Here is a 23,924-nt window from a genome sequence, read left to right as displayed (position 1 = left end):
TTTGAGTTCTACTTACCTTTACGGCGGCAACGTACACGCGAACCATATTCGTCAGCATTATTTGCGTTATGGCGGTGGTAAGTCGCCACTGCTGCTGGTGCCAGGAATAACCAGTCCTGCGCCCACTTGGGGGTTTGTGGCCGAGCGTCTTGGCAAACACTTTGATGTGTATGTGCTTGATGTGCGCGGTCGGGGCTTATCTGAACACGGGGAGACGCTTGATTACGGAGTAAATGCTTGTGCGGATGATGTAACTGCGTTTGTACAAGCTATGAAGCTTGAAAATGTGACTCTGTTGGGGCATTCGATGGGCGCTAGGATTGCATTGCGAGCTGTGGCGCGTGGTCTCAGAGATGTAGCTTCTTTGGTTTTGGTTGATCCACCTGTTTCTGGGCCTGGACGACGTAGTTATCCGGCTCAACTAAATTGGTATGTGGATTCTATCAAGCTGGCGCGTAAAGGAATGGATGCGGAGCAAATGAAAGCGTTCTGCCCCACCTGGACAGAGGGCCAAAGACAACTGCGAGCTCAATGGCTGCATAGCTGCGATCTGCGCGCCGTGATTGAAAGCTATGAGTGGTTTCATACAGATGAAGCGATTTCCGACTTTAGGCAATTATCCGATATTCCTACGGCGTTGATGGTGGCGGGGCGTGGCGATGTGATACGAGACGAAGATATCCAGGAAATACAGCAATTGAAGGCGGATTTGATTGTGCAAAAGGTGCCCGAAGCCGGACATATGATTCCTTGGGACGATGAAGAAGGCTTTTTTCGAGAGTTGGCTACCTATTGGAATCAGAGTTTTTAAAAACAGGAGAAGAAAATGGCTGTTGCAAACCATCAGTTAGTAGAAGCTTGGCGGCAAGTATTGACGTTATCGGGCGTGCAGCCCGGACAAATGATTACCATACTCACTAGCCAGGACACTCACCCACAGACCTTATCCACCGCTAAGCAGGCGGTGGCAGACATCGGTGCGACTCAAGTGCAGATAGACTTGCTGCCCGTCAATGCAGAAAAAGCGTTGAGTCGTGACGCGCTAGCCTATCTAGGGACGACTCCTTTAACCAATAACCCCGCCGCCTATGCTGCTTTACAGGCGAGCGATCTGGTGCTGGATCTTATGACATTATTGTTCTCGCCCGAGCAACATGAGATTTTGCAATCTGGTACCAAGATTCTATTGGCGGCCGAGCCACCGGAGGTGCTGGTGCGTATGGTTCCTACGAAAGAAGATAAGGAACGGGTGGAAAGATCAGCACGCGTTTTGGAAGGGGCTAAAGAAGTGCGTGCGTTATCGCAAGCAGGCACGGATTTAATCATGCCTATAGGCCAGTATCCTGTGATGAAAGAGTATGGCTTTGTCGATGAGCCAGGCCGCTGGGATCACTGGCCCAGCGGGTTTGTTTTAACTTGGCCAGACGAGGATAAGTCATATGGTCGAGTCGTTTTGGACAGAGGAGACATCCTGCTCCCCATGAAGAAATATGTCACGGAACCAATCGAGATGATGATTGAAAAGGGTTTTGTGACGTCTATTACAGGTGGGTTGGATGCTGAGTTACTAAACGAATATATGGCATCTTTTGATGACCCGGATGCTTATGCTATGTCACATATAGGCTGGGGACTTCAGCCCCGAGCCTATTGGTCCACGTTGAGCCTGTACGACCGAGAGCAGACCATCGGCATGGATGCCCGGGCATTTTCCGGCAATTTTCTGTTTTCTTTCGGCCCGAACAACGAGGTAGGGGGCAGCCGTGCCACCGCGTGCCATATTGATATTCCGATGCGTAATTGCACCGTGCTGGTAGATGGCCGCGAAGTTGTACTTGAAGGAAAGGTTATTAAGGAGTTGGCATGAGTGACGTTGAAGTTTATGGTCGCCAAGGCTTTGGGCATACGTTAAGTCCTGAAGGGCACATTGCTTTGATCATTGTGGACTTTGTGAATGGTTTTGCTGATCCAGCCGCTTTTGGTGGCGGTAACATCACTCAAGCGATAGCCAATACGCAGCACGCCTTGGCAGATGCTCGGATACAGGGATGGAAAGTAGCGCACAGTCGCATAGTTTTTGCCGAGAATGGATCTGACAAGAATATATTCGGTTTGAAAGTGCCACCGTTAACAAAGCTGCATGAGCATGAGCCAACCAGTGCAGTCGTAGATCAGTTGCGTCCGATTGAGGGGGAACTAGTGGTTCGTAAAACGGCGCCTTCTGCTTTCTTTAATACAGGCTTGGCACCGTGGTTATCGCAGTATGCCGTTCAAACGGTATTGATTGCCGGGGCAACGACGAGTGGTTGTGTTCGGGCAACGGCAGTAGACGCCATGTCTTATGGTTTTAGGCCTTTTGTTCTGGAGGATTGTGTGGGTGATCGGGCAAGTGGTCCTCATGACGCAAGCTTATTTGATATCAGGCAAAAGTACGGAGAAGTAATGCCGTATTCAGCGTTACGCACGTTGCTTGTTTCGTGAGTTATCAGATTTCTTATTTTTATTATTTGTCCGATCATTTAATTCTATTTGGACAAGTCGGCAGACAAGGGTTAGGTCTATGAGTAAACAATTCAAAGTCGGTATTATCGGTGGAGGCATAGGTGGAGTAGCGTTGGCTTCCGCCTTGAGTCAGCGAGGTGTAGAAGTTCATTTGTTCGAACGGGCGGCCGCTTTTGGAGAGGTGGGGGCGGGCATACAAGTGACGCCAAATGCCGTGAAGGTTTTGGATGCTTTAGGTGCGCATGAGGAGTTGGAGCGGATAGGGTTCTTGCCAGAGGCTCTAGTAGGAAGAGATTGGAGAGATGCTGAAGAGAAATTCCGCATACCCCTCAAGGACGAATGTCCACAGCGCTACGGTGCCGAATTTTTTCATGTGCATCGCGCGGATTTGCACCATTTATTGACTGATCTATTAGGCAATACCAAAGTATCATTCAACGCCCAATGTACAGACGTGTCTCAGACGGCCGAAAAGGCCGTCGCGCAGTTCGCAGACGGTTCTGTTTTTGAAGCCGACCTGATAGTAGGCGCTGATGGTGTACGGTCCGAGGTGCGTCGATCCTTATTTGGGGAAGAAAACCCGCGGTACACAGGTAACATGTGTTATCGCGCTGTGGTGCCGGTAGATGGCGTAGTGGATTACGTAGCCCCAGAAGCATCTTTTTGGCTTGGACCGCATAGCCATATCGTGACGTACTATGTTAGCGGTGGAAAAGCTGTCAATATTGTCGCTGTCAATGAAAGCGATGACTGGGTGGAAGAGTCGTGGAATGTACAGAGTTCTCGTGAAAGCATGCTAAAGGATTTTGCTGGGTGGCATCCAAATATCACCCGTCTGTTTGAACAGGTTCAGGAGGTATACCGCTGGGGTCTGTTTGATCGTGACCCCATGCCGACTTGGAGTAAGGGACGGGTGACTCTGCTGGGTGATGCCGCCCACCCCATGTTGCCTTTCCTGTCACAGGGTGCTGCCATGGCCATCGAGGATGCTTATGTGCTGGCGAAATCTCTAGCAGCAGTCCATCCTGAAAATTTGGCTCAGGCACTGCGCTTATATGAAGAGGAACGTCTCCCGCGCACTAGCCGCGTCCAACTAGAGGCTCGTGAGCGGGGACGTACTTATCATTTGTCTGATGAGGAGAAGGCTAAGCGTGACGAGGAGTATCGTCGGCAACAGCAAATAGATCCACATGCGGGGGAATTAAAACTGATTGGGTATATGCTTATAACGCTACTGATTTTCTCTCAACAAAAGAAACAGCTTGATGTATTAGCCATATAGGGGCGTTTGCCTTTTTTTCATAATCAGATAAAAGGCAAACTCGCCTCTTCCCATGGTTGTGCGCGGCTTCGATGGATTAAGTGGCCCTTTGTTGGGGCAACATCTGTGATTGCTCAGTGCAGCGGGGACGCAAAGATAGATCGGAACGAATTAGTGAGGAACGCATGGCACGTACAAAAGTAGTAAATCAGGAAAAAAATGGGTAAAACGTGACAAGCCTGGACGTCCTGAGGGGGTGGGTGATAACGCTTCTGAACGAATACTCGACGCCGCAGAAGAGGAGTTTTCGGAGGTTGGATACGCAGGGACAACGTTACGAGAAATTGCAGAGAAGGCGGCGGTGACTCAGGCCCTGATTAATTATTATTACGGCTCCAAATACGGTTTGTATGAAGCTGTATTCATTCGCCGAGGGAAAGTAATTTCAGACCAGCGCCTAGAGAGATTGAACGCGCTGCGAGAGTCCGCATATCCTGTGAATACATCAGAAGTTGTAAAGGCTTTTTTGGCTCCAACTATTGCGCTGAGAGAGACGCCAGGTGGCCGTCGGTTTTTACGTTTGCAGGCACGACTGCACACGGAGCCCGCGGAAATTTCTTATAAACTTCGTAATGAAGCATATGATCGTTCGACACAGCAATACGTTCTAATCCCCAAGGAAATCTTGCCGGGAATATCGGTACGTGATGTGTATTGGAGAGTGGTCTTGATGATTGGAGCATATATGTATGCATTTTCTGATACACATCGGCTTGAAGAGCTAGCTCCGGATATTTGTGATCCTAATAACACTACAGAAATTTTTGATCAGATCGTGGCTTTTGTTTCAGCAGGGTTGGAAGCGCCTGCAGTATTAAAGGGGAGAAATGATTGATTCCTCGGTTTATCGCTCAGCTATTTCAACACGATTTCTGCCGTTTTGTTTAGCTAGGTAAAGGCCCTTGTCAGCGGACTCAAGCGCCGCCTCGAAGCTTAGCGGAGGGCCGCTCCAGCTAGCTACGCCTGCCGAGATGGTAATGGGTTCGCCAGTTGGCGATGGCATGTTTTCGATATCTGAGCGCAGTCGCTCGGCAATACGCACTCCGTCTTCCAGACTGATGTGTGACAGCATGAGCAGGAACTCTTCGCCGCCAGTACGGCACACTTCATCATGCTCCCTTGATGCCGCTAATATCCGTTGCGCAACCAGTTGTAGCACCGCGTCTCCTACTGTGTGACCAAAAGAGTCGTTAACCTGCTTAAAGTTATCGATGTCACAGGCAATGATGACAAAGCTACGTTTTTGTTCGATCCAGGATATAGCGGTTTGCAACATGCTGCGTCGGTTACGCAGGCCTGTTAGTGGATCAGTCAGGCGCTCTTGATCGAGCACGCCGAGCTTCTTATTTAACAGGCCTAATCCTATTAACATGGCCTTCTTGATCTGAGCGGCCTCAAAATACCACGAGTGGACAGTGCGTATCCGCTCGGTGGCATCGTCGCTGCCCCAGTCAGGGGCAGCTGTCGCCAGGCTATGTAAGGGGGCTGAAATAAGTTTCGCCAAATACCACAGCGCAATAATTAACAGCAATATAAAGGGTACCGTAGTGGTGATTACCTTTTTAAGCAGCTCATTGAGCTCATCCAGTGTGGCACTGGTTGGACGCTGCGCAATAATCCCCCATCCTGAATGCTCTATTGAGGCGTAGCCCACAAGCATGTTTTTGGCCTGAGGCGTTATTAACTGACGTGCGCCAGATATGCCCAGAATGACATCTTCAATCGCGTCATTGCCATTTACTATTTCGCCAATGCGTTCGCCACTTTGATGATAAATCAGACGGCGGCTTTGATCGACCACGTAAATCTCAGAGCCATCGCGATGAAAATGCTCACCCAGTAAAGTGGTAAGGCTGTTATCGCTTTGTAAATAGATAGATCCGCCTACATACCCCCTATAGGTGCCATTTCTATCATAGAGTGGGTGCGAGATAAATAATAAAAGTGGTGTCGTACCGCTGACGCTTAAATACGGCTGGCTAATCATGGGGCGTTTGAAAAGCAATGCTTCGCGAGCCCCTTCGCTATAAATAAGTTCGCCTTTCAGACCTAAATTTGAGGGAGCATTTGCAAGGGCGCGGGCGTTGTGATCGACGACTAACACCGAATTAAAACTTTGACTTTGCTCTTTAAGGCGTTCTACCTCAGCGTTAAGAAGGTTTAAGTCGTCGAGATTGTCTTGGATAATGGCGGAGCTGAAAGCAACCTGGCGTTGCAGCGATTGTAAAAAATGGTTTGTACTCTGCGCGAGCTTTTGGGCATAAGCGCGATTGCTTTCCAGAGTCTGGCGTATTAATAGTTCACGCTCAGCCTGATAACCGCCATACAGCGTATAGCTGAGGGTTAGCAATGCAGTGCCTACTGCTAAAAGCAGTATGAGGCGGCGTAAATCAATTTTGAATATAAAACGCATAGACCCAGGTATTAAGCAATGTTTGCCAGACGAATAATTGCAAAGTCGAAGGTAACGCTATAAGAAATCGTGACAGAAATATGGCGTATGTATAAGCCTGCTTCAAATGGTGCCTTCAGCCCGGGCACTCGCTTACGCGTGTATTATGAAAGGGTCAGGCAATTTTTATATTGCCCGTGGCCAGTGTTTGCTAACTGAGCGGCGGTCCTGTGTATTTCAAAAACTGGAGAGCGTGGAATGAGTAATCTGAATAGTTTTGGCGCGCGTGCAAATTTACGAGTTAATGACGATACCTATCAAATATATCGGCTAGATGCGGTAAATGGGCCAGGCCTCGATGTGCACACACTTCCCTATGGCTTGAAGATTTTACTCGAAAACTTATTGCGTACCGAGAATGGTGTTGATGTACACGCAGACGATATCAAAGCTTTAGCGGGGTGGGATCCAGATTCCCATCCAAATCGCGAGATTGCCTTCAGCCCTGCAAGGGTAGTGCTGCAAGATTTCACCGGGGTGCCTGCGGTAGTTGATCTGGCCGCCATGCGTGAGGCGATGTCGGCTTTGGGGGCAACCCCGAAAAAATCAATCCGCTGGTGCCCGTGGAACTGGTTATCGATCACTCGGTTATCGTAGATGATTTTGCACATAACGAATCGTTTATGCGTAACGTCGAGATTGAATATCAGCGAAACATTGAACGATACGAGTTTCTGCGCTGGGGGCAAGGCGCTTTTAATAACTTCAAGGTCGTTCCTCCAGGTACCGGTATTGTTCACCAGGTTAACCTGGAGCATCTCTCTCGTGTGGTCTTCACGCGCGATGGCGCTGAAGGCGTTCCTGAAGCGTACCCCGACACCTGTGTGGGCACCGACTCCCATACACCCATGGTAAATGGCTTGGGCGTAGTGGCATGGGGTGTAGGTGGAATCGAAGCTGAAGCCGCCATGTTAGGTCAGCCTATTTCCATGCTGATTCCACGAGTGGTGGGTTTTAAACTCTCAGGCGCTTTGCCGGAAGGCGTGACAGCTACCGATCTGGTGCTAACCATCACGGAAATGCTCCGCAAGCATGGTGTGGTCGGAAAATTCGTCGAGTTCTATGGGCCGGGCATTAGCGCGGTGCCATTAGCGAACCGGGCGACTATCGGCAACATGAGTCCCGAATATGGTTCAACCGTGTCGATGTTTCCCATCGATGATGTCACTTTGCAGTACATGGCGCTTACGGGCCGCAGTGATACGCAAATCGCTCTGGTCGAAAGCTATGCCAAAGAGCAGGGCTTATGGCACGACCCTGAGCACGAGCCTCGTTACTCTGAGCGCCTGGAACTTGATCTATCCACAGTCGTTCCTTCAATTGCTGGTCCTAAACGGCCACAAGACCGCATTTCTCTGTCGTCTGCACAATCGGCGTTTCAAACAGAACTGGCGGCCTACCTGAAGTCTCAAAATCAGGCTGATTACGACGAAGCGCTTAAAGAGTCGTTTCCAGCTTCTGACGTACCTTCCATCGAGACGCCTGTCGCCTCAGACCGCAAAGTAGAGGTCAACCTTCCTGGCGGCGAACGTTTTACCCTCAGCGACGGCGCTGTGGTGATTGCCGCCATTACTTCCTGCACTAACACATCAAACCCAAGCGTTATGATGGCCGCGGGTTTAGTTGCCAAGAAAGCGCATGAGCTAGGGGTAGGCCGTAAACCCTGGGTTAAAACGAGTTTGGCCCCAGGGTCGCGCGTAGTAACCGACTACTACGAACGATCCGGACTGAATGTTTATCTCGATGCCCTTGGCTTTAACCTGGTAGGTTATGGCTGCACCACCTGCATCGGGAATTCCGGTCCGCTTATTCCTGAAGTCAGCGCAGCCATCGGTGAGAAAAACCTGACTGTTGCCTCTGTGTTATCGGGTAACCGGAATTTCGAGGGGCGTATTCATCCCGAAGTGAAAATGAACTATCTGATGTCACCACCGCTAGTCGTTGCTTATGCGATAGCAGGCACGATGGACATCAACCTCAGTACCGATGTGCTGACGCATGATAAGGCGGGCAATCCTGTGTACCTGAGAGACATCTGGCCCACTACCGAAGAAATTCAAAGTGTTGTCGAGTCTTCCATTGCGTCGAGTATGTACAAGGAAGGCTATGAAGACGTCTTTGCCGGTGACGAGCGCTGGCGCAATCTTCCGACCCCGGGCAGCAAACATTTCGAATGGGACCGGGAGTCTACCTATGTTCGTAACCCGCCTTATTTCGAAGGCATGCAGCGCGAGCACTCACCCGTAAGCGATATCAAAGGGGCTCGGGTGCTGGCTAAACTGGGTGATTCGGTAACTACTGATCATATTAGTCCTGCGGGTACCATTGTTGCGATGACGCCGGCGGCGATGTATTTAACCGACCATGGGGTACGGCCACTGGACTTCAACTCATACGGGTCACGTCGAGGCAACCACGAAGTCATGATTCGCGGGACCTTTGCCAATGTGCGCTTGCGAAATCAATTAGCCCCGGGTACCGAGGGCGGCTACACGCGGGACCTTAGCGTCGCTGACGCGCCAGTTACTACCATTTATGACGCATCGCGTAACTATCTGGATGCCAATATTCCCTTGGTCATCCTGGCCGGTAAGGAGTATGGCTCGGGTTCGTCACGGGATTGGGCGGCCAAAGGTACGCTTTTGCTAGGGGTGAAAGCAGTTATCGCAGAATCGTTCGAGCGAATTCACCGGTCTAACCTGTTGGGTATGGGGGTGTTGCCCTTGCAGTATCCAGAGGGCGAAAACGCTAGTACGCTAGGGCTCCTAGGAGACGAGGTGTTCGACATTAGCGGTATTACCGAGCTGAATAACGGCATTACCCCTGCTACTGTGAACGTAAAGGCGGGCGATATAACTTTTGAGGCGGTGGTACGTATCGATACTCCTTCCGAGGCCGAGTACTATCGCCACGGCGGAATCATGCAATACGTTTTGCGCAGCCTGCTATAACGTGTTTGATAGGGCGGCGAAGTTAATTAAGGGCTTCGTCGCTTGTGCAGAGCAAGGGCCAAGCCATATCCGACATGGCTTGGCCCCCTTTATTGCTAGCTTTCAGCAACTGTCTTGAACAGTTCCGGGTCCGGACCTAATCTGCCTTCGGAGTTATCAAGAGCGGCTATCTGCTGTAAATCGTCGTCGCTTAATTCGAAGCTGAAAATATCTTTGTTTTCTTTTAAGCGGTCACGTTTTAATGACTTGGTAATGACCAGATTGCCCACCTCGATTTGCCAGCGCAATAAAATTTGAGCAATGCTACGTTTGTGCTTGTTGGCGATCTCCAGCAGTGTTGGGTCTTCCCATAGCGTGCCCAGGCCTAAGGGGCTCCAGGCTTGAGTCAAAATATTGTGCTCATTGTGAAATTGCCGTAACTCAGCTTGTTGAAAGCCAGGGTGCAATTCGATTTGATTAATCACCGGCAATACACCGGTTTTGTCGAGCAGGCGTTGCAAGTGATCGACGTTGAAGTTGCAAACCCCCAGAGATTTGATCAAGCCTTCGTTGCGCAGGTTAATCATCATTTCCCACGCTTCGACGAAACGATTTTCTTGGGGAACGGGCCAGTGAATCATGTACATGTCCACGTAATCAAGCTGAAGCTTACTCAGGCTTTCTTCAAAGGCGGCTTTGGTGCTATCGTGCCCATGATGGTCATTCCAGAGTTTGGTGGTCACAAACAGTGATTCGCGTGGTATCCCCGACTTTGCAATGCCTTCGCCCACGCCTTCTTCGTTGCCGTAAATGGCGGCAGTATCAATCAGCCTATAGCCTTCGCTGATGGCGGCTTGTACCACGCCTGAACATAAGGAGTTGTCGATTTGCCAGACTCCTAAGCCAAATTGAGGGGCACTTCGACCATCGTGAAATACAACGTTTGGAATGTTCGCGGACACGGCGTTCTCCTTGGGTTTAGCCCCTAAGCCTTGTTAATGAACAACAGCCGGGGCATACGCATGTGGCATGAGTGCTGCCTTGTAATGGCAGCTGGAAATGCAAATAGCTAATGCTAGCGGATAGCTAGCTGGAAAATATGGGGATAGTTATTGTTTTGTCCCAGGTGAATTATACGTGTGAAATCATCTTAAAATCGCTACTGAACCCATATTTCGGTCATCAACAAATACATATTATCGTTATGAGCCTTGCTCATATAAAAGGAGTTCTTACATGAGCGTGCATAGTGATGTTAAACGACGTACTGTCCCCCAGCTAATGGCTTTGAAAGGGGATAAAAAAATCGTTTCGTTAACTGCTTATATTGCGCCCATTGCCCGCCAGCTGGATCCTTATATGGATATGATCCTGGTCGGTGATTCCACAGCAATGGTGGGTTACGCCATGGACGATACCTTAAGCATTACGCTGGAGCAAATGGCTGCTCATGCTAAAGCGGTGGTTCGTTCTACAGCCCATGCGTGCGTTGTAGTGGATATGCCTTTTGGTACGTACCAAGAATCGCTGCAGCAAGCCTTCAAGAACGCGGCCTACTTGCTGGCAAGCAGCGGCGCCTCTGCCATAAAGCTCGAAGGTGGTGATGTGATGGCGGAAACTACGCGCTTTTTAGTAGATCGGGGCATTCCTGTCCTGGCGCATGTAGGCTTGATGCCCCAGTATGTGAATACAATGGGAGGCTTTAAGGCGCAGGGCCTTAGCGATGCGGCGGCAGAGCGTATCTATAACGACGCACTGGCCCACCAGTCAGCCGGAGCATTTGCTGTGGTGCTGGAAGGCATTGCCGAGCCACTGGGGCGCCGTATTACCGAATCCCTCCACATTCCTACCATTGGCATAGGCGCTTCGCCCGAATGTGACGGACAGATCCTGGTCACCGAAGACATTCTGGGCCTGGGCGACGGGCGTATTCCTAAATTTGCCAAACCCTTTGCAGATGTAGGAGCTCTCATACGAGAGGCCGCCTCCGAGTATGCCAGTTCGGTACGAGACGGCTCCTTTCCTACCTTAGATCACTGCTTCGGGGTGAAGAAGCGCCAGTCCGAATCGTAAATTGCGAACTAAGGCTTTAACAGCGCGCTTGCAATTCTTCATAGTGGGATAAATAATCAAAGCCTAATCAGGCCCTCGAAGTGGGTACATAATGGAAATTCGTCAGCTTGAGGCTTTTGCAGCCGTATTAACAGCAGGAAGCGTTACCGCGGCGGGTCGTCTGCTTGACCGCTCTCAGCCAGTCGTTAGCCGTCAAGTACAAGAGCTTGAGCAAGAGTTGGGCTTTACGCTTATTCATCGTACGCGCCCCCATGTCACCCTTACTGAAAAGGGACGCGAGTTTTACGAAGAAGTTCGCCCTATTCTGGCAGGGCTGGAATTGCTAGATACTCGTGCCCGCGAGATTGCACGTGGAACTTGTCGCCCGCTGAAGTTGGCCACAACGTTGTCGTTAGGCACTGGTGTAGTACCTCAGGTAATCGGTTTGCTTGAACAGCATGCGCCTTTGTTTCAGCAGAAGCTTTATATTGACAACGTTTCGCCAGAGCAAGTGGTGCAGCAAGTAAACGACGGTACGGCAGATGTGGGCATAACCAGCCTGCCGGTCGATTTGGGGTCATGTAAATTACATTGGTCCGGCCAGGCGCCTTGTGTACTGGCTTTGCCTGTAGGCCATTCATTTGCCCACCAGGATATTATCGATTTAAGCGATATCCCCGATGAGACCCTGATTTCCGTGTTTGCGCAGTATCGGCTCCGGCATCGTATGGCAACAGCGCTGTCACGGGCCCACAAATCGCCTGATACGATCCGGCAAATCGAAACCTCATCGTCGTTTAACGTCATGAGTATGGTGGCTGCGGGGTTGGGCGTTGGTGTTATTGATCCTTATACTGCTTGTTCCTATGTGCCGGAAAGCGTCTTGATTAAAAATATCAAAACGCACATTCCGTCGATGATTGGGGTGCTAACCCATCAAGACCGGCCTGTACACCCTGACGCTCCACGTTTAATCGAAGCACTTCGCCAGTTCGCCGTCGAGCGGGTATATCGCTTTACCATCGGGGACGACAGCGGGTTGCCAAGTACGTACGATCCTTTTGTTTCCAGTCCGGGCAATAGCTCAGACTAAACCATATTTATTGAGTTTGATTATGTCTAAGTCCGAAAGCTTGGCCTCTGGCGTCGATTTTATCGATACCATGGCAGGTATTAGCGATGAGCATGGTTTATACGCAGTACGCCATGCCAGAAAGAAGGTGGTAGATGCAACAGAAGCAAGCCAGCAGCTCTTTTTTCGCGATGACCTGCCTGGTTTAAGTCTGGCAGAGCGTTATTTAGTCGCATGGTATGCCAGCCTGCTAAGCAAGGCACCTTCGCTTGCGGGCGAGTATCGCCGGCAATTACATCAGTTCGCCGTCAGTGACGAAGCATTGATGGCAATCGAGTTCGACAGGCTCAATGACATGAGCGACACGCGCTTGAGTGCCATTCTGAGCTTTACCCGGCTTTTGGTATTAAGTCCAAAACTGGGTGATCAGCAGGCGCTGCTGCGCTTGAAAGAGGCGGGCCTGAGCACGCCCGAAGTGGTCGCGCTGGCCCAGCTCATCGGGTACTTGAGCTATCAAATTCGGTTGGTTGCTGGCCTGCAGGCCATGAAGGCCCTGGAGGAAGCAAAATGAGCCAAGAAGTTATTCGCAAAAACGGTTTTACCAATGAAGTTTTGAACTGGAAAGCGTGGCTTGATGTGGTAGATCTGGATCAAGCTACTGCCAAACAAATCGAGGTGCTTGAGCTTAGCCATCCACAGGCAAAGCAGCAAGACTACTATCGATTCCTGGTGCATCAGCCTGAAATTCTCCAGCAGCGATCTGAAGCTTACAACGCCATTATGTATGCGCCAGGCGGTTTGGCCCGCGCCGATCGCGAACTAGGCGCTATGGTGGTCTCTGTTATTAACGCATGCCCGTATTGTGTTTCGGTTCATGCACAGCGCTTTGAACAATTGGCAAAGCGCAATGACAGCGTCGAGCAGGCATTCAGCAATCCCCGCACGGCTGGCATCAACGAACGAGAACAGGCCATCAGCCATTTTGCTGCACGTATTACTGACAGCCCAGAAAGCTTAGGTCCTGATGACATCCAGGCTTTAAAAGATCAAGGCCTAAGCGAGGCTGAGGTCCTTGACCTGATTCACACAACGTCAATTTTCGGTTGGGCGAATCGATTAATGCTTAATTTAGGTCATGCTGAAGCCAGCGCTTAAGGCTTAGCAGATTGTTGCGCGTATAAGGGCATATTTTGCCCTTGTCGCTGCTCAAAGGGTTTTTCATGCAAGAGTGGCTACAGACGCCTATCCTCACAATAGCCATAGCTTTGCTCGTGGGGGCCTTCTCACGGCTCTGTGGATGAAGGGGCAGCAGGCTCGCTGTCGTGAAGCTTTGTCGCGGCTAGGTGATGAACACCAGCGCCTGACAGCTGAATACGAGTCTCAGCAGGCTGCTCTCAAGCAGGCCGGGCTGTATGCCCACGATTTAGATAAACAGCTTTCTGCATTGCAAGGGCAGCTAGAGTCGCATATTGAACGTACAGCTGAAAGTCGTGATCGCGCCGCCTATCTTGAGCAGCAGCTTCAACGAACGCAGGCCACCGCAGCTGATCTTGACAAGCAATTAGCCGAGTTGCGGGTTACGCATCACGAAAAAATGGCGGCATCAGAGCAGCTCTTGCAAGCATTTGAGCAAAGCAAGCAGCTCATGAAAATTGAATTCCAGAACGTTGCCAATCATGTGCTTGAAGAAAAGGGCCGCAGCTTCCAACATCATAGCCAGCAATCCCTAGATTCGTTGCTGCAGCCTTTTCGTGAGCAGATATCGGCATTTCAGCTACGGGTAAATCACGTCCATGATGAGTCAATCAAAGGGCAAACGCATTTAGGCGCCGAGCTACGCCGGGTGCTGGAAATAGGTTTGCAAATGAGTGCAGACGCGCAAAATTTATCATCAGCCTTGAAGGGCGACAAAAAGTTAAGCGGTATGTGGGGCGAGCTGCAGCTTGAGCAGACGTTGTCGCTGGCGGGTTTGGTGAAAGGCGATCACTTCTTAAGCCAGGCCTCATTTAAAACAGATGAGGGGCTTACGCGCTATCCGGACTTTGTTGTGAAGCTTCCCCAAGGCAAACATATAGTCCTGGACAGCAAGACCTCGCTGGTGGATTACGAGAAAGCGGTTGGAGCGCAAACGGATCAGGATCGGACCGCTCACCTTGATGCGCATGTACGAGCGATGCGTCAACACATAGACGACCTGGCGTCGAAGCGCTATGACCAGCTCCCCGGCATGGGCAGCCCCGATTTCGTGTTCATGTTTGTCCCTATTGAATCGGCTTATGTTGAAGCCCTTAAGCACAAGCCTGATTTGTTTGAGTACGGCGTCAAACGCAATGTGATGTTGGTGTCCCATACATCGCTGTTGCCTATACTGCGAACGGTGTCGAACTTGTGGATGGTGGCTCGCAGTAACGAGCAGGCCCATGAATTGGGATTGCGCGCAGCGGAGCTGCATGACCAGGTGGTTCTGGTGGCCGAGCGCATGCGCCGTATGGGAGACAGTCTAAGGCAGTTAAATGGTCATTTTGGTAGCAGCGTCACCGCTATTGCAGGGCAGCAAGGCCTGTACGGAAAAATCAAACGCTTTAAAGAGCTATCGGCTAAAGCTACAAAAGAAGTGCCCGAGCTTGAAGCTTTACAGCCAGACACCGAGTTTGACATGAAGCGTCTGGACTCTGTCCTGGAAGAAGCCTTGGAGCAGCCTTCTGTGGGCACGCAGAGCAGCCCTTAGCCGAGGGGCATCAACGTAATCGCGACCACTTTGGTTTAGCCCTTTTATTTGCACACTACAATAAATTATGTGTTGTCAGATAGTCCTGCCAATCTCCCGGAGTCATTGCTCGTGCAAATAAGTGTCCTTGCAAAGCAGAGCAGCGATGGTGATCCAGAAAAACCGCCTGGTCATTAGTTTCTACGCCTTCCGCCACCACGTGCAGGCGTAGTTGCTGGCCCATGGCCAGCACAGCGCGCACAATTGTCGCGCTATCGCTGTCGGTGTGTATGTCCTGAACCAGGCTACGGTCAATTTTTAATTCATACAGAGGCAGGCGCTTTAATGCTGCCAGGTTTGAATAGCCGGTGCCAAAGTCGTCAATGGCAAAACGCACTCCTAATTTGACGAGATCGTCCATCAGGCTAATGGTGTGATGCTGGTCGTCCATCAGCATTCCTTCGGTTACTTCGAGAATCAACCGATGGGCGGGTGCATTGAAGTCAGCAATGATTTTTTTCACGCGTTGTAAAAAGTCATATTGCTTAAATTGCGAGGGGCTGATGTTAATGGAAACAGTAAATCGGTTATGAGGATAACGTAGCAAAAGCTTGCAGGCCTCTGCCAGTGCCCAGTCTCCCAACCTTGAGATCAACTGTGTTTCTTCGGCAATAGGAATGAAGCGTTCCGGAGAAATCAGACCTCGCTCAGGATGGTGCCAGCGAATCAATAGCTCGACCCCGATGATGTCCCGCTGACGGCTATGTTGAGGCTGGATATACATTTCAAGCTGTTCAGAGCCGATGGCATAGGCCAGATCTCGTTCCAGGCTCAGCCGCTCTTCTACCTCGGCTTTCATGCTTTCGTGGTAGAGTGCGACCCGGTTTCTTCCAGCCTCTTTGGAACGATACATGGCGGTGTCTGCTTCACGCAATACGTCCTCAACACTGCGGGTGTCAGCTGTCACAAATGAGACGCCAATAGAGACGCTGGTGAGATAAGCCTGTGATTCAATAAAGAACGATTGCTCTAGTGCCAGGCGTACGCGTTCACTAATGACCAGGGCTGCCCTGCTTCCTTCTTCCAGGCTCTCTCCCAGGCGCGTAAGCAAAATAACGAACTCGTCGCCACCGATACGGGCGACCGTATCGTGTTCGCGCATCATGCGTGTTAGCCGTAGCGCCACACGTTTTAGCAAGGCATCCCCGACGGCGTGCCCCCGCGCATCATTAACATGCTTGAAGTTATCCAGATCAATAAATAGCACGGCACCAATTACTTGATATTGTCGTGCGGTATGCAATACGCTACTTAGACGGCTTAACAGCAGACGGCGGTTAGGCAGTTCTGTGAGTGGATCGAAAAATGCCAGTTGGTGATTGGCCTCGCGGGTGGCTTTGTAGGCGGTTATGTCGGTAGAAATACCGCAAAGCGCTTCTTCCTGCTCTCCTTCCGAATGAAGCGGTAATTTAATTGAGAAGAAAGTGCTTTTGTTTTTGTTGTCTGCACCGTAGTAGTGTTCCTCTACTGCGATGCGTTCACCACGGGCAATAACCTGGCGGTCATTGTGTTGAATTTCAGCAGCGGTGCTAGAGTGCACGCCGATGTCCACGTCGTTTTTACCGATAATTTCTTTAGGACTAATGTTAAAGAATTCGCACATTTTCTTATTGGCATACAGATACCGCAGGTCGCGACTCTTGATGTAGATATGTGCATCAACACTGTCAAGAATGATATTAAGTCTTTTTTCAGAAGCGACCAGGCGCCTGCGCTGGTGAGTGACTTTGGCACGAAGCCTGCACACAAAGATCAGACTGGTAACCAGCATTGATACCAGCAGTATAAGGCCGCCCCAAAACCAGCCATTGTGGTTGGAAGTGGTAGGCGCTGCGGCTACATCGGCCTCGTCAGACCGCAAATTTAGATCTGCTCGCTGGGCAACTCTCTGTACGAGACCGGGGACAATGTCAATATAGCCGGCGGTTAAGCCATCCATGCATATTTGCTTGTCACAGATGATATTCGTCAGCGGTTCGGCCGTTTTACCGGCAACGGGCGTGCCGCTAAGCAGCGTGGCGCAGCCTAATAAAATACTACTGAGAGTGTGAGTCCATGCACTCATTATTGCCACTTAATAATCGGTTAATGTTACGTCTTTGATGATGTATGACGATCGTAGCGGCAGATTAAGATAGCACTTAAGCGTTTAGTCGGTATTGTAGGCATCCGAGGCCTTATTTGCCTACCGTTATCTATAGGGGAAAGTATGCTCAGCAATAACACCAACATCGAGACCTTGGAAGTGACCGTTACAGGAAAAGTACAAGGTGTAGGGTTTAGAACCGCTACTGTGCGCCATGCTCATTTGTACAAGGTGAACGGGTGGGTGAGGAATGCCCCTGATGGCTCAGTAGAGCTGTTGTTACAAGGCCCGATTGATAATATTGATTTATTACTCTCGTGGTTACATAAGGGGCCAGAGAATGCCGTGGTGCAGAACGTTCATTCACAGCGCTCGTTTGAAGATAAACACTATAAGCATTTTCAATTGCGCTAAATGCCTTTGGAGTTTACTGATGTGTATTGTTCGTCGCTTGATTTGATTCGTCATGGTCTAGGGTAAACACTTAGTCGTAAAAGCCGGATACTTCAGATATCGGCAGTAACATATGCTTAAATTCGCTCGGCGATATTTTTTACTCGAGCCAGCCATATATACGTTGGGTGCTTAACCAATATACTGAACATAATACTGGGCATTAGTGCAAAACCCAATGGTGCTCATTATGGTTGTCGCTAATAATTAGTTCAGTTTACTTTTTGTAGTCAAGACAATTAGCAGAACATCAGATAACGAATTTTTCACCTAAGGTATTTCTGTTTTTAATCTGGTGTTTTTCTGAGGTTTTACACCCTCTGGTCTTTAGCTATACAAAATCAGACGAATACATAAATTCTGCAGATAATCAGTCTGCGACCAAGAGGGGGTCACCCCAAAGGAGAAGAAGATGCGAAAGTTGTTTAACAAATCAATGCGCGGGAAAGGTTTGGCGCTGACCGCTGGTGCAACACTTTGCGCTATGCTGATCGCACCTCTGCCTGCTGTAGCCCAGCAGAAGTTTGTGAGCATCGGAACAGGCGGTGTAACGGGGGTTTATTACGCCGCAGGGGGAGCAATTTGCCGCTTGGTTAACAAAGACCGCGCCCAGCACGGTGTACGTTGTTCTGTAGAGTCTACGGGTGGATCGGTATTTAACGTCAATACGATTAAAGCAGGCGAACTCGACCTTGGCGTTGTGCAGTCCGACGTGGCGTATAACGCTTACAATGGCGATGGTCAGTTCAGCGATGCAGGCGAGTTCAAGAAACTGCGCTCCGTCTTTTCCCTGCACCCAGAGCCTTTCACTGTCGTGACTCGCAAAGAAGCCAATATTAAAGAGTTCAGTGATCTTAAAGGCAAGCGCTTTAATGTGGGCAATCCAGGTTCGGGCACTCGTGCATCCATGGAGCAGCTCCTGGCTGAAATGAAAACGGACCTGAGCTTCTTTTCACTGGCCTCCGAGCTCCGCCCAGACGAGCACGGGCAAGCGTTATGTGATGGCAAGATCGACGGGTTCTTCTACGGCGTAGGTCATCCTTCAGCCAACATCCAGGATCCAACCACTACATGTGGCGCGCAATTGGTATCGCTAACTGGCGAAGCACCAGATGCCTTGGTGGCCGAGTTCCCTTATTACGCGAATGTAACGATCCCGGGGGCTTATACCCCAACAATCCTGATGAAACCAACACCTATGGTGTACTGGCTACTTTTGTCACATCAGAAGATGTTGCCGATGAACTGGTATACGAAGTCGTGAAAGCGGTCTTTAACAACTTTGAAGATTTCAAGCGCTTACATCCCGCTTTTAGTCTGCTCGAGAAAGAAGATATGGTTAAAAATGGTCTGAGTGCGCCTTTGCACCCAGGTGCAGAGAAGTTCTTCAAAGAGCAAGGCCTGCTATAACTGTAGAGTTTTCTACAGACGGCCCCGGCTGTTGGTTTGGGGCGGTTCTGTGTGTAGCGCCCGCTATTAATAATCTGTAGTTCAAAAACGGGCTGCCTCAAGAGGGCGGCCCTCTTGTTTGAATGCCTAATAGGCTAAAAATGTATGACTAAAGCACAAGAAAACCCGATGAGCGTTAGTGCTGAGCCGCCAGTAGAGCAGCTAGAGCAGCTTGTAGCGGAAATCGACCGGGGCGGCCGAAATGTCGGTGGGTTATTTGGCGCCGTTATTTTTGTTGGCGCCCTTATGTGGGCCATATTTCAATTGTGGTATGCATCGCCACTTCCATTTACATGGAATATAGCGATATTTAACGATACTGAAGCACGCGCTTTGCACTTGGGCGCGGCTATGTTTTTAGCCTATCTGGCTTACCCCGCTACAAAGCGCTCCCGCCGAGACACCATCCCTATTCAAGATTGGATACTGGCGGTCATTGCAGCGTTTTGCGGCGCTTATTTATTCTTGTTCTACAAAGAGTTAGCCATACGCCCAGGTAGCCCCACCACGCAAGACGTTGTGGTCGCGAGCGTGGGCCTGTTGCTGCTGCTTGAGGCCACCCGCCGGGCGCTGGGCGCTCCAATGGCGGTCTTAGGCGCGATTTTCATTGGGTATGTGTTTTTGGGCCCTATGCTGCCTGACGCTCTGGCGCACCGGGGCGCGTCGCTCGAGCGAATGGTATCCCATATGTGGTTAACGACTGAGGGCGTCTTTGGCGTAGCCTTGGGCGTATCCGTGTCGTATATCTTTATCTTCGTGATGCTAGGCTCGCTTCTTGACCGATGCGGGGCCGGAAATTATATGATGCAGGTGTCGTTTGCATTGCTGGGCCATTTACGTGGCGGTCCGGCTAAAGTGGCGGTAATGTCGTCGGCTGTAAACGGTATTGTTTCTGCTTCGTCGGTAGCTAACGTCGTTACCACCGGAATCTTCACAATACCCTTGATGAAGCGTGCCGGCTACGGCGGGATCAAGGCGGGGGCGATTGAAACCTCGGCTTCGGCCGATAGTCAGATTATGCCGCCTGTCATGGGTGCAGCGGCTTTCCTGATGATCGAATACGTGGGTATTCCGTACACCGACATTATTCGACATGCCTTCTTGCCTGCTCTTCTTTCTTATGTTTCTCTTTTCTATATCGTTCATCTGGAAGCACTGAAAATCGGCATCCAGCCCATGATGGGCGCTGGCCGCTCTCGTACATTGTTCCAAAGGGTGACCGGCATTGCGATGGGGTTTTCCGGAACCATCGCAGTCGTAGGCGCTGTCTATTGGGTGGGCGTGGGGGTGCAGCGAATCTTCCCCGGGCATGCCTTTGGCATATTGGTCTCGATACTGGCCGTGCTTTATGTGTACTTGATGTGGGTAGCCGCCCGTCATCCGGATTTACCTAAAACCGTAAGCGTCACTGACGCAAAGCGCCCAGAAGTTTGGCCTACCGTGCGTACAGGTTTATTTTACCTGTTGCCCATTGGTGTGCTGGTATGGAGCCTTACAGTCGAACGCCTGTCACCGGGTCTTTCTGCCTTTTGGGCAGTGACCACCATGGTTGTATTGATGCTCACGCAGCGACCAATCATTGCGTTTTTCCGTAAGCTGCCCATGGGCGGAGCCGCAAAAGAAGGGGTTGTCGACACGGTAGCCGGCTTGCAAGCCGGGGCGCGCAACATGATTGGCATCGGGCTGGCATGCGGTACGGCCGGCCTTATTGTCGGCGCCATCACCTTAACGGGTCTGGGCTTGCGCATGACAGCCTTTGTCGAACTCGTTTCCATGGGTAATGTGCTGATCATGCTGGGCTTTACGGCGGTCGTGTGCCTGATATTGGGCCTGGGTATGCCCACCACAGCTAATTACATCTTGATGGCGACGTTGATGGCGCCAGTGGTGGTCGAGCTTGGGGCACAAAGCGGCTTGATTATTCCCCTGATCGCTGTGCACATGTTCGTCTTTTACTTTGGCTTAATGGCCGATGTAACTCCACCAGTGGGGTTGGCCACTTTTGCGGCGGCCGCGATATCCGGCGAAGACCCCTTAAAACGGGTATTGAAGGGTTTAAGTACGCGATGCGTACCGCCATTTTGCCTTTCATGTTTATCTTTAACCCCTTGTTGCTACTGATCGGGGTGGCAAACTGGTATGAGCTGGTCCTGGTCATTGGCGGATCTATTTTAGGCTCCCTGGCCTTTGCTACCGTGACGATGCGCTGGATGCGCGTTAAGTCCAGATGGTACGAGGTCTTAATGTGCCTGCTGGTCACCTTCATGATGTTTAGACCCGACTGGTTCATGGATAAGATCGAGCCCAAATACCTGACTTTGGCGCCTACCGAGTTAATGCAGGTTGCTGCTGATGTATCCGAAGAGGAGCGTCTGGTGGTAATGATCGAAGGGATTAACATTGAGGGTGATGAAATCAGCAAAACAGTGGCGTCTCAGCTACCACAGCTCCCTGAAGGCAGTGCGGCTACAGGCGAAGAGGCAGGGCGGCAGCGCCTAGGTCTTGCTGGTATTAACGTCATGGCATTTGGTGACGCGGTGCAGATCTCCAGCATTAACTTCGGTAGCCAGGCACGCCGTGCGGGCTGGGAGCAAGGCTGGGATATCGTAGGGGTGAAGTCTCCTAACCCAGATCGTCCGTCTGAATACTGGATGTATCTACCTGCTCTCTTATTGCTGATCTTTGTCTACTGGAGGCAGGGTTTCAGGTTGCGTACGGAGCCCCAGCCTGTTCTGAAAACTGGAACTTACGCCTGAGCTTGAGCTTTGCTGTTGAAATTCCCTCATCCTGAATCAGTGGGATGAGGGTTTTTTTGTGCAAGCATTATCTCAATAAGCGAAAATAAGCTGAAGCAAATACGTGTTTCAACACCAAAGGTATAGATCGTAGCCGTGTCTCAGAATCAACAGAAAAAAAGCAAGATAGTTCCGCCATTACCAGTGCGTGAAGGGATCGCACCAAGCAGGGTGTGGTTACCCAGGGGACAATGGCAAACGCTGGGCGAATTCCTGTTTGAGCGTTTTGTGCATCTTGATCCGTCCGGGCTGGAGAGCCGCATTAGTCGCGGCGATATCGTGAACGGCTCAGGTGAGGCACAGGCGATGACTACGCCTTATCAGCCTGATCAGTGGCTCTGGTATTACCGAGAAGTTGAAAACGAAGCGATTGTTCCTTTTGAATTATCGATTTTGCACGCGGATCAGCATTTGATCGCGGTGGATAAACCTCATTTTCTGGCCAGTGTTCCAACAGGCAGCTATCTTCGGGAGACAGCTTTAACCCGGGTTCGCTTGGCCTTTGATAACAGTGATATTACGCCCTTGCATCGTCTGGATCGTGATACGGCGGGTGTACTCCTGTTTTGCGTAAAGCCAGAATATAGGGGCGCCTATCAGCGTTTGTTCCAAACTCAAAAGGTAGGAAAAGTCTACGAGGCTGTCGCCCCCACATACACCGGCCAGTCCTTGCCCTTTAACAGACGTTCGTGCATTGAGCTTACTGCCGGGGAGTTCGTCGTGCGGGAAGTTGAAGGCGTGCCGAATAGCGAGACCGTTGTTGAGACGCTCGCCACCTGGTTCGACTCTGAGCAGCGACAATCGCTAACGCATTACCAGCTTCGTCCCATAACGGGACGTAAACATCAGTTGCGCGTGCACATGAGTGGCCTGGGGTGTCCAATACTGAACGACTCGTATTACCCCGTTTGGGACAAGAACCGTGCTATTGACGATTATCGTCGTCCGTTGCAGCTTTTGGCACGGCGGGTGGCTTTTGTAGACCCTATTGATGGACAGTATCGTGAATACTGCAGTCAGCGACAACTAGCGAGCGTGCTCCCAGGCGGCGTGGAATAACGCTTCCTGTTCGTCTCGGTTTAATAGTCCTATTGCAATGGCCAGCATCAGAATAATTCTGCACTGCTGGGCAGACCAGAATTGTCCCGCGATCGTGTGCAATAAAACATCAAGCTCAGAGGCCGTGGTGGCTCCTAGAGGGATTCGGCTGCTACGAATGCAGGTAATGGCATGCTCATGAAGCTGACGCGCGCCTGCATGGGCTGCCGGGCTCAGGCTGCCGTTACCTACCGAAGCAATCACTATGCCTGCACTACCGCTTTGTATCGCTGTGTCGTAATAGGCCGGATTGGCGTCGGGATGGTCAAAAACAATATCGACTTTCGGAAGCGGTAAGCTCAGTGCGTTGAGATCAATCAAGGCAAGAGCCGCCCGTGAAGGGGCGGGGGCGTAAAAATGCACGCCATCGGCGTTGATTACCCCGGCTGGGCCGCCACTGCTTGAGTAGAAAGCGCCCACCGAAGTGGTATGAAGCTTGCGCACTTCTGAGGCAAGGTGAATTCGATCGTTTGCCACCACAAGCACTCCGCGGTGACGAGCTTCGGAATGTATGGCGAGCTGTACGGCCTGGTATAAATTCATCGGACCATCTGCGCTGAGGGCGGATGCCGGGCGCATGGCTCCGACCATGACTATGGGCTTGGTGGAGTCCAGGCAAAGATGTAGAAATACAGCAGTTTCTTCCATGGTATCAGTGCCGTGAGCAACCACCACGCCGTCAATATGCTCTTCAGAAAGTAGCTGCTTCACCCGCGTAGCGATATCCAGTTGATCGGCACTGTCGATGTTTCGGCTATCGAGCTTACATGCCTGGTGCGTTTCGAGCTCAGCAAGTTCGGATAAGCCGGGCACCGCTGAGACAAGATCCTCGACACCCTGGGTAACGGTGTAATCAGCCAAGGCTGTTGACGCTTCGGTGGTAGCTGCTATCGTGCCGCCTGTCGCGACGATGGCAATCGTTTTACGTGGGGTCATGACGCTCTTCA

Annotated in this window: 16 protein-coding genes and 3 pseudogenes; 15 read left to right on the top strand and 4 right to left on the bottom strand. The window is 50.8% G+C overall.

The window, feature by feature from the left end; all coding sequences use genetic code 11:
* Window position 1: 1 nt before the first annotated feature.
* The 5 genes from L1889_RS13885 to L1889_RS18880 all read left to right on the top strand — a co-directional run bounded on the left by L1889_RS13885 (window position 2) and on the right by L1889_RS18880 (window position 4,658).
* On the top strand, window positions 2–811 hold the full coding sequence (locus L1889_RS13885) for an alpha/beta fold hydrolase (RefSeq protein WP_238665599.1): 810 nt from the start codon (window positions 2–4) through the stop codon (window positions 809–811).
* Between the two features lie 15 nt (window positions 812–826).
* Window positions 827–1,867, top strand: a complete 1,041-nt coding sequence (locus L1889_RS13880; protein ID WP_238665598.1) for a 2,5-dihydroxypyridine 5,6-dioxygenase NicX family protein — start codon at window positions 827–829, stop codon at window positions 1,865–1,867.
* The gene (locus tag L1889_RS13875; RefSeq protein WP_238665597.1) at window positions 1,864–2,481 is read left to right on the top strand and encodes an isochorismatase family protein; all 618 of its coding nucleotides are present in this window, start codon (window positions 1,864–1,866) and stop codon (window positions 2,479–2,481) included. The genes L1889_RS13880 and L1889_RS13875 overlap by 4 nt, the downstream gene beginning before the upstream one ends.
* A gap of 79 nt (window positions 2,482–2,560) precedes the next feature.
* Window positions 2,561–3,784, top strand: coding sequence for an FAD-dependent monooxygenase (locus L1889_RS13870; RefSeq protein ID WP_238665596.1), 1,224 nt, complete (start codon window positions 2,561–2,563; stop codon window positions 3,782–3,784).
* A 235-nt stretch (window positions 3,785–4,019) separates the two neighbouring features.
* Complete coding sequence (locus tag L1889_RS18880; protein WP_238665595.1) at window positions 4,020–4,658, top strand: TetR/AcrR family transcriptional regulator; 639 nt, start codon at window positions 4,020–4,022, stop codon at window positions 4,656–4,658.
* A 9-nt stretch (window positions 4,659–4,667) separates the two neighbouring features.
* On the opposite strand, the gene L1889_RS13860 is transcribed toward L1889_RS18880, so the two are convergent.
* Window positions 4,668–6,236 carry a sensor domain-containing diguanylate cyclase gene (locus L1889_RS13860; RefSeq protein ID WP_238665594.1) on the bottom strand — a complete coding sequence of 523 codons (1,569 nt, stop codon included), beginning with the start codon at window positions 6,234–6,236 and terminating at the stop codon, window positions 4,668–4,670.
* Between the two features lie 237 nt (window positions 6,237–6,473).
* Here L1889_RS13860 and acnA point away from each other — a divergent pair.
* Window positions 6,474–9,226: pseudogene (gene acnA, locus L1889_RS13855) on the top strand (aconitate hydratase AcnA).
* Window positions 9,227–9,321: 95 nt separating this feature from the next.
* On the opposite strand, the gene L1889_RS13850 reads toward acnA, so the two are convergent.
* Window positions 9,322–10,167: an aldo/keto reductase gene (locus tag L1889_RS13850; RefSeq protein WP_238665593.1), complete on the bottom strand. Its 846-nt coding sequence runs from the start codon at window positions 10,165–10,167 to the stop codon at window positions 9,322–9,324.
* A gap of 274 nt (window positions 10,168–10,441) precedes the next feature.
* On the opposite strand from L1889_RS13850, the gene panB reads away from it, so the two are divergent.
* From panB to L1889_RS13825, 5 genes are all read left to right on the top strand, one after another.
* The gene (panB, locus tag L1889_RS13845; RefSeq protein ID WP_238665592.1) at window positions 10,442–11,278 is read left to right on the top strand and encodes a 3-methyl-2-oxobutanoate hydroxymethyltransferase; all 837 of its coding nucleotides are present in this window, start codon (window positions 10,442–10,444) and stop codon (window positions 11,276–11,278) included.
* Between the two features lie 91 nt (window positions 11,279–11,369).
* Complete coding sequence (locus tag L1889_RS13840) at window positions 11,370–12,350, top strand: LysR family transcriptional regulator (RefSeq protein ID WP_238665591.1); 981 nt, start codon at window positions 11,370–11,372, stop codon at window positions 12,348–12,350.
* Window positions 12,351–12,372: 22 nt separating this feature from the next.
* Window positions 12,373–12,900 (top strand): CMD domain-containing protein, encoded by a 528-nt coding sequence (locus L1889_RS13835; protein WP_238665590.1) that lies wholly within the window; start codon window positions 12,373–12,375, stop codon window positions 12,898–12,900.
* Window positions 12,897–13,484: a peroxidase-related enzyme gene (locus tag L1889_RS13830; RefSeq protein ID WP_238665589.1), complete on the top strand. Its 588-nt coding sequence runs from the start codon at window positions 12,897–12,899 to the stop codon at window positions 13,482–13,484. The genes L1889_RS13835 and L1889_RS13830 overlap by 4 nt, the downstream gene beginning before the upstream one ends.
* A 142-nt stretch (window positions 13,485–13,626) precedes the next feature.
* Complete coding sequence (locus L1889_RS13825) at window positions 13,627–15,057, top strand: DNA recombination protein RmuC (RefSeq protein WP_238665588.1); 1,431 nt, start codon at window positions 13,627–13,629, stop codon at window positions 15,055–15,057.
* Window positions 15,058–15,112: 55 nt separating this feature from the next.
* Here the strand turns inward: L1889_RS13825 and L1889_RS13820 are convergent, their stop codons facing one another.
* A complete protein-coding gene (locus L1889_RS13820) occupies window positions 15,113–17,161 on the bottom strand; it encodes a putative bifunctional diguanylate cyclase/phosphodiesterase (RefSeq protein ID WP_238665587.1) in 2,049 nt (682 codons plus the stop codon).
* Between the two features lie 144 nt (window positions 17,162–17,305).
* Between L1889_RS13820 and L1889_RS13815 the strand changes: the two genes are divergently transcribed.
* From L1889_RS13815 to L1889_RS13800, 4 genes and pseudogenes are all read left to right on the top strand, one after another.
* On the top strand, window positions 17,306–17,596 hold the full coding sequence (locus tag L1889_RS13815) for an acylphosphatase (protein WP_238665586.1): 291 nt from the start codon (window positions 17,306–17,308) through the stop codon (window positions 17,594–17,596).
* Window positions 17,597–18,071: 475 nt separating this feature from the next.
* Window positions 18,072–19,045, top strand: a pseudogene (locus tag L1889_RS13810) (TAXI family TRAP transporter solute-binding subunit).
* A gap of 168 nt (window positions 19,046–19,213) precedes the next feature.
* A pseudogene (locus tag L1889_RS13805) lies at window positions 19,214–21,840 on the top strand (TRAP transporter permease).
* A 135-nt stretch (window positions 21,841–21,975) separates the two neighbouring features.
* Complete coding sequence (locus L1889_RS13800) at window positions 21,976–22,938, top strand: pseudouridine synthase (protein ID WP_238665585.1); 963 nt, start codon at window positions 21,976–21,978, stop codon at window positions 22,936–22,938.
* Here L1889_RS13800 and L1889_RS13795 read toward each other — a convergent pair.
* Window positions 22,906–23,913: an asparaginase gene (locus L1889_RS13795; protein WP_238665584.1), complete on the bottom strand. Its 1,008-nt coding sequence runs from the start codon at window positions 23,911–23,913 to the stop codon at window positions 22,906–22,908. The two genes, L1889_RS13800 and L1889_RS13795, sit on opposite strands and share 33 nt — an antisense overlap.
* Window positions 23,914–23,924 lie beyond the last annotated feature (11 nt).

It is taken from the genome of Paenalcaligenes niemegkensis, assembly GCF_022230885.1.
In the GTDB taxonomy this organism is placed as follows: Bacteria; Pseudomonadota; Gammaproteobacteria; order Burkholderiales; family Burkholderiaceae_B; genus Paenalcaligenes; species Paenalcaligenes niemegkensis.
This window is presented reverse-complemented; position numbering and strand designations above follow the sequence as displayed.